At 62.4% G+C, this 12276-nt stretch carries 10 protein-coding genes and 1 tRNA gene; 5 read left to right on the top strand and 6 right to left on the bottom strand.

Annotated features, from left to right (window positions below):
* Positions 1 to 22: 22 nt before the first annotated feature.
* The 4 genes from LPJGGPFB_RS04085 to rpmH form a co-directional block, all read right to left on the bottom strand.
* Entirely contained in the window at positions 23 to 937 is a 915-nt protein-coding gene (locus LPJGGPFB_RS04085) for a DMT family transporter (protein WP_173418858.1), read from the bottom strand.
* A gap of 157 nt (positions 938 to 1094) precedes the next feature.
* A complete protein-coding gene (gene yidC, locus LPJGGPFB_RS04090; protein WP_173418859.1) occupies positions 1095 to 2891 on the bottom strand; it encodes a membrane protein insertase YidC in 1797 nt (598 codons plus the stop codon).
* The gene (rnpA, locus tag LPJGGPFB_RS04095; RefSeq protein WP_025425750.1) at positions 2891 to 3289 is read right to left on the bottom strand and encodes a ribonuclease P protein component; all 399 of its coding nucleotides are present in this window, start codon (positions 3287 to 3289) and stop codon (positions 2891 to 2893) included. The genes yidC and rnpA overlap by 1 nt, the downstream gene beginning before the upstream one ends.
* Before the next feature lie 20 nt (positions 3290 to 3309).
* Entirely contained in the window at positions 3310 to 3444 is a 135-nt protein-coding gene (gene rpmH / locus LPJGGPFB_RS04100; RefSeq protein ID WP_077502936.1) for a 50S ribosomal protein L34, read from the bottom strand.
* Between the two features lie 385 nt (positions 3445 to 3829).
* On the opposite strand from rpmH, the gene LPJGGPFB_RS04105 reads away from it, so the two are divergent.
* The 5 genes from LPJGGPFB_RS04105 to LPJGGPFB_RS04125 all read left to right on the top strand — a co-directional run bounded on the left by LPJGGPFB_RS04105 (position 3830) and on the right by LPJGGPFB_RS04125 (position 10060).
* The gene (locus LPJGGPFB_RS04105; RefSeq protein ID WP_173418860.1) at positions 3830 to 5833 is read left to right on the top strand and encodes a methyl-accepting chemotaxis protein; all 2004 of its coding nucleotides are present in this window, start codon (positions 3830 to 3832) and stop codon (positions 5831 to 5833) included.
* A gap of 244 nt (positions 5834 to 6077) precedes the next feature.
* Entirely contained in the window at positions 6078 to 6878 is an 801-nt protein-coding gene (locus LPJGGPFB_RS04110) for a TVP38/TMEM64 family protein (protein ID WP_173418861.1), read from the top strand.
* Between the two features lie 16 nt (positions 6879 to 6894).
* The gene (locus tag LPJGGPFB_RS04115; RefSeq protein WP_173418862.1) at positions 6895 to 8319 is read left to right on the top strand and encodes an FAD-dependent oxidoreductase; all 1425 of its coding nucleotides are present in this window, start codon (positions 6895 to 6897) and stop codon (positions 8317 to 8319) included.
* A gap of 22 nt (positions 8320 to 8341) precedes the next feature.
* Positions 8342 to 9823, top strand: coding sequence for a sensor histidine kinase (locus LPJGGPFB_RS04120; RefSeq protein ID WP_173418863.1), 1482 nt, complete (start codon positions 8342 to 8344; stop codon positions 9821 to 9823).
* Between the two features lie 160 nt (positions 9824 to 9983).
* Positions 9984 to 10060 (top strand) — tRNA-Arg (locus tag LPJGGPFB_RS04125).
* Between the two features lie 613 nt (positions 10061 to 10673).
* Here LPJGGPFB_RS04125 and LPJGGPFB_RS04130 read toward each other — a convergent pair.
* Together LPJGGPFB_RS04130 and LPJGGPFB_RS04135 are read right to left on the bottom strand one after the other, a co-directional pair.
* Entirely contained in the window at positions 10674 to 11108 is a 435-nt protein-coding gene (locus LPJGGPFB_RS04130) for a DUF1810 domain-containing protein (protein ID WP_173418864.1), read from the bottom strand.
* A gap of 89 nt (positions 11109 to 11197) precedes the next feature.
* Positions 11198 to 12184, bottom strand: coding sequence for an aldo/keto reductase (locus LPJGGPFB_RS04135; protein WP_173418865.1), 987 nt, complete (start codon positions 12182 to 12184; stop codon positions 11198 to 11200).
* Between the last annotated feature and the right edge of the window lie 92 nt (positions 12185 to 12276).

Genomic DNA, 12276 nt, shown 5'->3' on the forward strand with positions numbered 1-12276 from the left:
TCAAGCTTTCGGCGGGCTGCGGCTACCGAACGGGCCGGATTTGCTCGCGCAGGAGCTCAACCGTCAGGTAAACCAGGAGGGCCGCAAGGACGATCAGTCCGCCGACGATGGTGTTGGTGCGCGGGATCTCGCCGTGGATCGCGGCGACCCAGAGTGGTGCCAGCACGGTTTCGAGCGTGCCGAGCAGGGCGGCAAGCGCCGAGGGGATGAGCCGTGCGCCAGTGACGAACAGTGCTAGGCCAAGGCCGAAGTTGAGAGCGCCGAAGGCGACAAGGATGGCAAGGTCGATCGTGGTGACGGCAAAGCCGGAAGCCTGCGTCGCCGCAATTGTGCCCGCGACGATGGTGCCGAAGCAAGCGGCCGGTGCCATGCGGACATGGGCGTAGCGGCGGGTGATCACAGTGGCCGAGGCAAAGGCGAAGGCAATCAGCAGCGCCAGTGCATCGCCGACCGGCGAGACGCCGCCGCCAATCGAATCCGATACCATCACGACGACGCCGGCGATCACCGCGGCGATTGCCGCCCAAGTGGTGGTCGAAATACGTTCGCGGAAGAGCAGCCAGCCGATGAGGGCTGCGATCAGCGGTACGCCGGCCTGGATGAGCACGATGTTGGCGACCGTGGTGTAGGCGAGCGCCAGGATGAAGCTGGTCGAGGCGATCGCAAAACAGCAACCGACCGCAATGCCCGGCCAGCCCATCTCGCGAAACAGCCGCGCCATGTTGGCGGCGCCATCGCGCACCAGCATGAAGCCAACCAGGAAAAGGGCCGCGAAGGTCGAGCGCCAGAAGACAATCGTCCAGCCGTCGGTGATATTGAGGAACCGCGCCAGCGTGCCGCCGAAGCTCCAGACAATGGCTGAGCCGAGCACGAGCAAAACGCCGCCTGTACGGCTTTGCGCTGGCGTCGTCGCTGGGCGGAGGGTCGACTGCGACATCGTCAGGATCCGGATGGCGATGGTCGGAGAATAAAGCACGATGTGCGCGCAGGCTCAGGTATCCGCGACAAAGGCTCGTCGCAAACAGGGATAGGTACCAACGAAAAAGCCCCGGACCTTTCGATCCGGGGCCTTGCAAGCGCTCTGTCTGCCGGCGTTATTCCGCCGGCTTGGGTTTCTTCGAGAACAGGTTCTTCAGATTGTCGAACAGCTCGATCTTCACGCCCTGGCGCTTCATGATGATCGACTGCTGCGCCACCGAAAGCGTGTTGTTCCAGGCCCAGTAGATGACCAGACCGGCCGGGAAGGAGGCCAGCATGAAGGTGAAGACCACGGGCATCCAGGTGAACAGCATCGCCTGGGTCGGATCGGGCGGTGTCGGGTTCATGCGCATCTGCACGAACATGGTGATGCCCATGATGATCGGCCAGACGCCGAGGTGCAGGAACGACGGTGCGTCGAACGGCAAGAGGCCGAAGAGGTTGAAGATCGTCGTCGGGTCCGGCGCGGAGAGATCGTGGATCCAGCCGAAGAACGGTGCGTGGCGCATTTCGATGGTGATGTAGATCACCTTGTAGAGCGCGAAGAACACCGGAATCTGGATCAGGATCGGCCAGCAGCCTGCAAGCGGATTGATCTTCTCTTCCTTGTAGAGCTGCATCATTGCCTGCTGTAGGCCCATGCGGTCGTCGCCGAACTTCTTCTTCAGCTCTTCCATCTTCGGCTGAACCTTCTTCATGTTCGCCATCGAAGCGTACTGCTTATTGGCGAGCGGGAAGAACAGGAGCTTGACCACGATCGTCGTGATCAGGATGGCGATGCCGAAATTGCCGATCAAACGATAGAAGTAATCCATCATTTTGAACATCGGCTTGGTGATGAAGTAGAACCAACCCCAGTCGATCAGCTTGTCGAAGTTGGGGATCGAATAGGCGGCTTCATAATTGTCGACGACGGGAACTTCCTTGGCGCCGGCAAAAACGAGGTTCTTGAGTTCCGAGGACTGGCCGGGGGCAATGGTGATTGCGTCGCTCTTGTAGTCGCTCTGGAAGCGGGCGCGACCGTCGGTGAAGTGCGAGAAGCGGGTCTCGAAAGGGGTTGCCTGCGGCGGAATGACCGCTGCGGCCCAATATTTGTCGGTGATGCCGAGCCAGCCGCCAGTCGCCTTGCCGGGCTCGATCGCCTTGTCGTCCTCGATCTTGGAATAGCCGACTTCCTGCAGGCCATGCTCGCCGATGTAGCCGATGAAGCCTTCATGCAGAACGTAGACGCTCGGTGTCGTCGGCTTGTTGAAGCGCGTCACGCGGCCGTAGGACGACAGCGATACAGGTTCAGCCGTAGCATTCTTGATGCTGTCGACCACCTGGAACATGTAGCGGTCGTCGATCGAGATCGTGCGGTTGAAGGTGATGCCCTTCTCGTTGGTGTAGGTGAGCGTCACCGGTGTCGCGGGCGTCAGCTTGTCGCCGCCCGAAAGCGTCCAGACGGTCTGCGGACCTGGCACGCTGCCGCTTGCCGCGTCGCCGACATAACCGATTTCGGTGAAGTAACCGTCGGTGGTCTCGGCCGGGCTGAACAGGGTGATGATCGGGCTCTGCTTGCTGACGGTCTCGTGGTAGGCCTTGAGCTTGAGATCGTCGAAGCGCGCGCCAGTCAGGTTGATGGAACCGGAAACCGCAGGCGTGTCGATCGCAACGCGGGCCGACTTTGCCAGCGCCTGGTCGCGGTTTTCGCCCGTACCGGGAACTGTGCCACCAGGCAGGGCCTGTCCGGTCGCCGGCTGTTGCGCCGTTGTACCCGGCTGCGATTGGGCCTGCTGAGCCTGTTGGGCCTGCAGCGCTTCCGCAGCGATGCGTTCCTTTTCAATCTTCGGATTGACGTAAAGGAACTGCCAGGCGACGAGGATCAGCACGGACAGGCCAATCGCCACGAAATAGTTGCGGTTTTTTTCCATCATTGTTTCCTGGAACCGGCCGGCGGCCGCTTCTGTTTCGGCTTGTTTTCGATGCGCTCGCCAAGCCCCCGGGTCAAGGCGTCGAAGGGGGCATTCAGGAGATCGCGTCGGGCGACAATCACATAGTCGTGTCCGGGTTTCATTGCAAACCCGGCGGAAAGCCGCACCGCCTCTTTCAGGCGTCGGCGCATCCGGTTTCGCTCGACGGCATTGCCGTGTTTCTTGGTGACGGTGAAGCCGACGCGGGCTTCGCCCTCCGGATCGTTGCGGTCGAGCACTTCGAGGAGAAACAGCGGGCCTCTACGGCTTTCTCCTGCCCGAACGGCCAAAAACTGCGGACGGCTTTTCAGCCGCCCGACAGTCGTTTTGTCTTTATCTGACGTCATGTGCCCGGACACTGGTTTCGGGCAACTTCGGCTTAAGCCGAAAGACGCTTGCGGCCACGAGCCCGGCGGGCTGCGAGGACCTTCTGGCCACCAGCGGTGGACATGCGTGCGCGGAAGCCGTGACGGCGCTTGCGAACAAGCTTGGACGGTTGGTAAGTACGCTTCATTTATTTAATACCGCGGTGTGCGGCCCTTCTTGGGTTTGCATGTAGCAAGGAGCGTTTACGTTCAGGACATAGCTCCGCCTGTCGGGCAGGCAGGCTTGGCCGGACGTGGGCGGCTTATAAAGGCAATTTTCCCGGAAAGTCAATCGCGCGGGCCGGTCCAACAGGCAAAAGTGATCGTAACCCGGTGTCGGCGCGACCTCGATTTCGCGCGCATGCACCGCGGCGCGCTATCTCACGTTGGTAAACAGAGAGCTAACACGCCCTCCCTAGAATGCCTGCTGTCCACGATGATCTTTATTAACCATGGATGTTTTAGCGTGGCCGCGGTGCAATAGCCGCGACCTTCCGATAACCGGGCAAGTCTCGCGGTGTCGTGGAGGCAGGGATGAAAATACGCGGTAAGATCAATCTGATCGTTGGGGTCATGAGCCTCCTGGCGATCGCGGTGACCGGCATGTCACTGTTGGTCGTTTCTCAATACAACAGCCGGTTCCATCAGTATCAGAACGCCTCAGAGCGTGCCTTCAACGGCGAGCACCTCAATCGACTGGTCACCGGCGTCGTGATGGAAGCGCGCGGAATTTACGCAGCGCCGACCACCGAAAAGGCAAAGCCCTTTGCCGAGGGCATTCTGAAGAATCTCGAAAAGATCGATGTGCTGTTCAAGGAATGGCGCCCGCTCGTGCCGGCCGACAAGCTCGGCTCGTTCGATGCGCTGACCAAGCGCGCCGAGGAATTCAAGGCGTTCCGCGTCGAAACCGCGCGTCTTAGCCAGGAAGTTTCGCCGCAGGCGGCCAACGAACAGGGCAACAACGACGCCAACCGCGCCAACCGCAAGGCCTTCCAGGCCGAGATCGACGCCGTCGTCGAAGCGAACCTCGCAACGCTTCAGACCGTCCAGGCCGACATCGCCTCGTTCGAGCGTTCTGTCATCGTCATCATTCTCGGCATCGCCGGGCTCGGGCTTGCCGTCGGTATCGGCACCGCCTTCTATATCGGCACCAACCATCTGAGCCGGCCGATCCTCGACCTGACGGGCAAGATGAAGCAGCTCGCCGGTGGCGACCTCTCCGCCGACGTGCCCTTTGCCGACCGCAAGGACGAAATCGGCGAAATGGCTGCGGCCGTGCAGATCTTCAAGCAGAACGGCCTTGCCGTTCGCGATCTCAACGCCCAGGAAGCGGCGCTGCGCGAAAAGAGCGCCGACCTACAGACCAGCATTGGCGTCGTCGTCTCGGCCGCCGCCGCCGGTGACTTTACCAAGCGGATCGGCAAGGACTACGAGAACGACGATCTCAACCGCTTTGCGTCGAGCGTCAACGAGCTCGTCGGCAGCGTCGATGCCGGCATCGCCGAAACGCGCCGCGTCATCGCCAGCCTTGCCGGCGGCGACCTGACCCAGAGCATGAACGGCCAGTTCCAGGGCGCCTTTGCCGAACTGCAGAAGAACGTCAACGAGACGCTGTCGACGCTGCAGAAGACGCTGCGCGAAGTGCGTGTCACCACGGACTCGATCAACGGCAACTCGTCCGAGCTTCGCTCTGCCGCCGATGACCTGTCGAAGCGCACCGAGCAGCAGGCGGCGGCCCTTGAAGAGACCTCGGCGGCACTCGACGAGATCACCGTGGCAGTGCGCAGTTCGACCGAGCGGGCGCAGGAAGCGACCGTGATGGTCAACGAAGCCAAGGAGAGCGCTGCCGAATCCGCCGCCGTCGTGCGCAATGCGGTCGAGGCCATGGGCCGCATCGAGCAGGCATCGAGCGAGATCGGTCAGATCACCAACGTCATCGACGAGATCGCCTTCCAGACCAACCTGCTGGCGCTGAACGCTGGCGTGGAAGCAGCGCGTGCCGGTGATGCCGGCAAGGGCTTTGCCGTCGTCGCCCAGGAAGTCCGTGAGCTTGCCCAGCGTGCGGCAAGTGCGGCCAAGGACATCAAGGCTCTGATCTCGAAGTCCGGCTCGGAAGTCGCAACCGGCGTCCGGCTGGTGCAGGAGACCGGCTCGGCGCTTGGAGAGATCGAGGAGCGCGTCCTCAAGATCAACGACCATATCCACTCGATCGCCACGGCCGCGCGCGAACAGTCGACCGGCCTTGGCGAAGTCAGCACCGCCGTCAACCAGATGGACCAGGTCACCCAGCAGAACGCCGCCATGGTGGAAGAGGCCAATGCCGCGACCCACAAGCTGTCGGCGGAGGCCAACAACCTGGCGAGCCTGATCGCCTACTTCAAGCTCGACGGGAACCAGGCCGCGCGCACGATCGCACCGGCGCGGGAAACCAGCCGTCCGGTGGAATCGCCCGCACGTCGGATGATGGGCAACGTCGCCCGCGCCTTCAGCGGCGGATCCTCGGCCGCTGTCGCCAGGGACAACTGGGAAGAATTCTGATCCGTCCGGTTTGACGGATCGCCGCCATCGACGCCCGCGGACGGTTGACGCCTCCGCGGGCGTTTTTCGTGGATAAACAGCGATCCTGGTACTGCCGTTGACGCAACGGCTTTCGTCTCACGGCAACGTGAGTTGTCTTGCCGGCCCGTTCACGCTGACGTTTTGCGACGCGACCATTCGTTATTGGTCGCCGGCGCGGATTGCCGATACTGCAAGGACAGAGTTTTCCAAGAAACGAAATCACATGTACCGAAGCGCCACCAACAGAGCCGGGGATACCCCTCCAACGCCATCACAGGCGCTTGACGAGGGTTCGTCCGAAGACCGCGGCAGGATTGCGTGGCGACTGGTACTGCTGATGCTTCTCGTCGCCGGCGGTTTTGCCGCCTACGCGTTCGGTCTGCAGCGCTATTTGTCGCTGGGCGCACTCGTCCATCACCGCGAGGCGTTGCGTCTCTATGTCGAAGCCTATCCTGCCCAGGCGGCCGGTCTGTTTTTCCTCGTCTACATCGCGGTCGTCGTGTTTTCGATCCCGGCCGCTTCGGTCCTTACGATCTTTGCCGGCTTTCTCTTCGGCTGTGCCGGCGGCGGGCTTCTTGCCGTGGGCGCCGCGACGCTCGGCTCCTGCCTCCTGTTTCTGGCGGCCCGCAGCATGTTCGGCGATCTCTTGCGCCGACGAGCCGGGCCATTCCTCGCACGCTTTGCCGACGGGTTCTGCCGCAATGCGTTTGTCTACCTTCTCGTGCTGCGGCTGGCGCCGATCTTTCCCTTCTTCATCGTCAATATTGCGCCGGCATTCTTCGAGGTGAGATTGCGGACGTTCGCCATGGCGACCTTGATCGGCATCATCCCCGCCACCTTCGCCTATGCCTGGCTCGGCGGTGGGCTCGATGAGGTGATCGCGCGCTCGGCCGCCGCCGGTCGCGAGCTGTCTTTGTCGGATTTTGCAACGCCGAAGCTGACCCTGGCGCTCGTGGCACTTGCGCTCATTGCGGCATTGCCACTCGCCTTCAAGCGGGTATGGTCGCGTCGCAAGGCTGTTTGAAGGGCATGGGGCAGGCGTGGCGAAGGTCATCAATCCGGATATCTGCGTGATCGGTGGCGGTGCCGCCGGACTTTCCGTTGCGGCTGGTGCCGCCGCCTTCGGCGTTCCGGTGGTCCTGATCGAGCGGGGCCTGATGGGCGGCGATTGCCTGAACCATGGGTGCGTGCCGTCGAAGACGCTGATTGCCGCTGCCAGGCACGCCCAGGCGATCCGCACGGCCGGCCGGTTCGGCCTGACGGCAAGCGAGCCCGTCGTCGACTATGAACACCTTCATGCTCGCATCCACGAGGTCATCGCCGGCATCGCCCCGCACGACAGCGTCGAGCGCTTTGCCGGCCTCGGCGTCGAAGTGCTGCAATCCTCCGCCCGGTTCGTCGATGAAAACACCATTGCAGCGGGCGACCACCTCGTCCGCGCCCGGCGGTTCGTGATCGCGACCGGTTCGTCTCCCGCGATCCCTGATGTTCCGGGCCTCGACAAAGTGGCGTTCCTGACCAACGAAACGCTGTTCGATCTGACCCGGCTGCCGGCTCATCTGATCGTTGTCGGTGCAGGTCCTGTTGGCACCGAGATGGCGCAGGCCTATCGCCGCCTCGGTGCTGAAGTCACCGTGATCGAAAGCCGACGGGCGTTATCGGGTGCCGATCCGGAACTGGCCGCGATCGCGATTGCCGCGCTTCGCAGCGAAGGCGTGGTCCTGCACGAGGCAACGACGATCCTGGAGGCCGTGCAAAGTGGCGGGCGGATCGTTCTGCGATGCGAGAATGGCACCGGCGCTTTCCAGGTCGAAGGCAGCGATCTCCTGCTCGCCGTAGGCCGTCGCCCGAACCATGCATCGCTCGGCTTGTCTGCAGCCGGTATAGACCACGACGCCAAGGGCATAGAGGTCGGGTCGAACCTTCGCACCAGCAATCGCCGCGTCTATGCGATCGGCGATGCTGCCGGCGGGCTGCAGTTCACCCATGTGGCGAGCTACCATGCTCGGCTCGTGCTGCAGCAGATGCTGTTCCGATTGCCGGCGCGGGAAGACCGCGCGATCGTACCGAAGGTCACCTACGCCGATCCTGAGATCGCCGAGGTCGGATGGAGCGAGACCAAGGCGCGGGAGGAATTCGGCGCCGTCGGGATCATCAGGACCGACCTCGCCCTGAGCGATCGCGCCCGCACGGACGGGGCCGAAGCCGGCCTGATCAAGATTATCGTCGGCCGCCGTGGACGCATCCTCGGCGTCGGCATTGCCGCCCCCGGCGCGGGAGAGTTGATCAACATGTGGTCGCTTGCGGTCGCGAATGCCATGACGCTCAAGCAGGTCCGCGGCTATGTCGCACCCTATCCGACCCTTTCCGAGATTGGAAAACAGGCGGTCATCTCCTATTATGCGCCCCTGGCGAAGAATGCCGTCGTGCGGTCCGCCATCAGGGCCTTGCGGGTTTTCGGCTGACGGACAGGGAATTTTCGGAACGATGAGCGAAGAGCCGCAGCCGACGACGGGGAGGGAAGCGCCGCGGGCTGCCGCGGGTTTCTTCCGTGGGCTCTCGGGCAAGCTGCTGCTTTTGACGATCGTTTTCGTCATGCTGGCGGAGGTGCTCATCTTCGTGCCCTCGGTTGCCAACATGCGCATTCGCTGGCTTCAGGATCGGCTGAACACGGTTGCCGCCGCCGCCGTCGTCGTCGACGGCCTGCAGAATGTCGAGCTGCCGCGCAACGTCCAGGACGACACGCTGATGGCGACGGGGACCAAGGCAATCGTCATTCGCCGCAAGGACGCCTCGCGGATGATCGCCGCCGCTGACATGCCATCGGAGATCGACGGCGAATACGACACGGCCAATTTTACCGCCTTTGCGGCAATCCACGATGCCTTCGATACGCTGCTCTTCGGCGGCAACCGCGTGGTGCGCGTCTACGGGCCGCTCGGCGAAAGCGACGCGGTGATCGAGCTGGTCATGGCGGATGCCAGCCTGCACAAGGCGATGCTGGTCTATTCCCGCAATGTCTTCTTCCTGTCGATCATCATCTCGCTGATCACCGCGACCTTGATCTTTCTTGCCATCAACCGGATGCTGATCGCGCCGATCCGCCGGATGACGGCGAGCATGCAGGAATTCTCAGACGACCCGTCCAATCCGGCGCGCGTGCTCGTTCCGCCGGAGGGACGTGACGAACTGGCGGTGGCCGGCCAGCATCTGGCCAGCATGCAGCGCGAGCTGCAGAAGACGCTGAAGCAGCAGAAGAGCCTCGCTGAACTCGGTCTCGCCGTGTCGAAGATCAACCACGACATGCGCAACATCCTGTCGTCGGCGCAACTGATCTCCGACCGTCTCGCCGATGTCGACGATCCCGTCGTCAAGCGCTTTGCGCCGACACTGCTGCGGGCGATCGACCGCGCCGTCGGCTATACCCGCGAAGTGCTCTCCTACGGGCGCACCACCGAGGCCGAGCCGCATCGCCGCTTCGTTGCTCTGAAGCCGCTGGTCTCGGATGTCGCCGAGCTGCTTTCGATCGACCCGCAATCCGGCATCGAGTTCCAGATCCAGGTGCAGGACGACCTCGAGGTCGATGCCGACAGCGAGCAATTGTTCCGCGTGGTGCACAATATCTGCCGCAACGCCGTCCAGGCGCTAACGAATCACGAGGCCGAGGATGGTCGGCCGCGTGTGATCAGTGTTTCGGCGATGCGCATGGGCAGCGTCGTCACCATTTCCGTCGATGATACCGGCCCGGGTATGCCGCCAAAGGCCCGCGAGAACCTTTTTGCCGCTTTTCGCGGCTCGGCGCGCTCCGGCGGCACGGGTCTCGGGCTGGCGATTGCCCGCGAATTGGTGCTCGCCCATGGTGGCACCATCGCCCTTGTGGAAAAGCCGACGCCGGGAACGCTGTTTCGCATCGAACTACCGGACCGCCCGGTTCCACTCGATGCATTTCGCTCCAAAGCCCGCCATTGAAGGGGTTTGCGGGTGAGATCGCGCGCCGATTTCGCCGTGAAAATCCACAGCTTGAAACCTCGCCGTCGTAAAAATGAAACTTTTTTGCCGAACGGCGCTTGCAATCCCCGAAAGGACTCTTTAGAGAACCGCTCACGCAAGCGGTTCGCCGCTTCGAGACGCACCCGTAGCTCAGCTGGATAGAGCACCAGACTACGAATCTGGGGGTCAGGAGTTCGAATCTCTTCGGGTGCGCCATTCTTCTCAATAACTTAGCAGTTCAAGTGATAGCACCGCAAGGTGCGGTGGCGGCGCGTTTGCGCCCGGGGTTCTGCCAACATTCCATTCCGTCTACCTCTCCAAGCTAATCCACTTGAGCGCGATACGTCTTTCGGCCGGCGGGCAAAAACGCCTGTGACAATCCTATATATATTAGTATAATGTGATTTATAAAAGTCGATTGCGTCGCGCCTGAGCAAGGGGCGGGCGGATACGATCCGGAGGCGCTTGCAGCGACCGGAAAAGGGAAGCGACCTCACAATTTTTTGAAGTCGGCGTGTCAAAACCGCCGCGTGCGATTCCCATATAGAGGGTGACACATCGCGGCTGCGTGAGTCTCCAGATCGGTTTCGATTGGAAGAAAAAATCATGCAGCGGGTGGAGCGTTGCCGTACCCGTCGCGCATTGGGTTTGCCGTGCGACGGCGGAATGGAAAGGAGGTGCCCGATGTATCGTTACATGATGAAAGAGCTGCTGGTGATTGTTGCCGGGCTATCTGTCTGCGCTTTCGTGATCCTGTTCTTCCTGGCGAGCGCCGCACACGGCGTCTGACGGGATGCGCGGGGCCGAAGCCCGTTGCGCTTGTGCGCACTCATGCCGAAGGCTGGCCGAGCAGGTCGAGCGTCCGCCGATCCATTTCCCCCGCGAAGTAAAGCTCAAGTGCCTGATCGAAGACGCTGCCGGCGGCTGAGGCCTTCGAAAACAGGGTCATCGACGAGCGAAACTTCATGTCGTCAGGGCTGGAGAAGATGTCGAGTGCTGAACGCCCGGTAATGCCGTTGACGGTCTCGGTGCAATCGATGAGCCTTGGCCCGAGGATCGACTGGGCGAGGTAGGCGCGAGCCTCCGGAAGGCCTGAAATGGCATAGCGCTGGGCCATGGGCGAGTGTCCGAGGCCCGCAAGCTGGGGGAAGATAAACCACATCCAGTGGGTCTCCTTGCGGCCGCGCCGCAGTTCGTCGAGCGCCGCCGCGTAAATGCGGTCCTGGGCGTCAACGAAGCGTTGCAGCGTGAAAGGGTCGGTCATGGTCCCTTCTTTCGCCCTGGCGCGTCTGTGTGCCCGCCAGGGCCGTGTCAATTGCCGCCGGTCATGCCCATTGGCGGCCGCGGTGCATTCTACCAGCGATGATGAACATGAACCTTGACCTGCCGCTCGTAAAGCGCAGCGATGGCGGCCTTGGTTTTCTCGTCGATGGCAGGCAGTGCGCTTGCAGCCGCATTGGACTGTGCCTGCGCCTCGTTGCGCGCGCCGGGGATGACGACGGAGACCGCCTCCTGCTCCAGGATCCAGCGTAGCGCGAACTGTGCCATCGGCACGCCTGCGGGCACCAGCGGGCGCAACTGCTCGACGGCGTCCAGTGCCGCGTCAAAGGGCACGCCGGCAAAGGTCTCGCCGACGTCGAAGGCTTCGCCGTGGCGGTTGAAGTTGCGGTGATCGTCGGCGGCAAAGGCCGTGTCACGGCTGATCTTGCCCGACAGCAGCCCGGAGGCGAGCGGCACGCGGACGATGACACCGACATTCTTCTTCTTCGCCTCGGCGAAGAACAGGTCCTGAGGCCGCTGGCGGAAGATGTTGTAGATGATCTGGACGGTGGCGACACCCGGATACTCGATCGCCTTCAGCGCTTCCTCGACCTTCTCGACCGAGACACCATAGTGGCGGATCTTGCCCTTGGTGACCAGCTGGTCGAGCGCGCCGAACAGGTCCGGACGGTAGTAGACCTCGGTCGGCGGGCAGTGGAGCTGCACGAGATCCAGCGTTTCCACACCGAGATTGCTCAAGCTGCGGTCGATGAACGCCTCGATGTTGGCGCCGGTGTAGCCTTCTGTCGCGTGCGGGTTCAACCGGCGCCCTGCCTTGGTGGCGACGAACGGCTTTTCGCCGCCACGTTCCTTCAGGACGGCGGCGATGATCTTTTCGGAGCGGCCGTCGCCATAGACGTCGGCGGTATCGACGAAGGTGACGCCGCTGTCGAGGGCCGCGTTCAGCGCGCGCTTGCCGTCCGCTTCGCTGACATCGCCCCAGGAGCCGCCGATCTGCCAGGCGCCGAAGCCGATTTCAGAAATCGTCGCGCCCGTCTTGCCCAGAACTCTCGTTTTCATGCTGATCATCTCCTTGGCGAACCTGTTACAGGATTGAATATTATCGAGTTTGTCGGTCGTTTTTATGATGATTTGGCCTGCAAAGGAAGCCG

The sequence above is a fragment of the Ensifer adhaerens genome (assembly GCF_013283195.1).
Classification (GTDB): Bacteria; Pseudomonadota; Alphaproteobacteria; order Rhizobiales; family Rhizobiaceae; genus Ensifer; species Ensifer adhaerens_G.

What these genes read in the sequence shown, in the direction of transcription:
- LPJGGPFB_RS04085 (WP_173418858.1), bottom strand. Translation starts at nt 937, where the DNA reads ATGTCGCAGTCGACCCTCCGCCCAGCGACGACGCCAGCGCAAAGCCGT.
- yidC (WP_173418859.1), bottom strand. Translation starts at nt 2,891, where the DNA reads ATGGAAAAAAACCGCAACTATTTCGTGGCGATTGGCCTGTCCGTGCTG.
- rpmH (WP_077502936.1), bottom strand. Translation starts at nt 3,444, where the DNA reads ATGAAGCGTACTTACCAACCGTCCAAGCTTGTTCGCAAGCGCCGTCAC.
- LPJGGPFB_RS04105 (WP_173418860.1), top strand. Translation starts at nt 3,830, where the DNA reads ATGAAAATACGCGGTAAGATCAATCTGATCGTTGGGGTCATGAGCCTC.
- LPJGGPFB_RS04110 (WP_173418861.1), top strand. Translation starts at nt 6,078, where the DNA reads ATGTACCGAAGCGCCACCAACAGAGCCGGGGATACCCCTCCAACGCCA.
- LPJGGPFB_RS04120 (WP_173418863.1), top strand. Translation starts at nt 8,342, where the DNA reads ATGAGCGAAGAGCCGCAGCCGACGACGGGGAGGGAAGCGCCGCGGGCT.
- LPJGGPFB_RS04130 (WP_173418864.1), bottom strand. Translation starts at nt 11,108, where the DNA reads ATGACCGACCCTTTCACGCTGCAACGCTTCGTTGACGCCCAGGACCGC.
- LPJGGPFB_RS04135 (WP_173418865.1), bottom strand. Translation starts at nt 12,184, where the DNA reads ATGAAAACGAGAGTTCTGGGCAAGACGGGCGCGACGATTTCTGAAATC.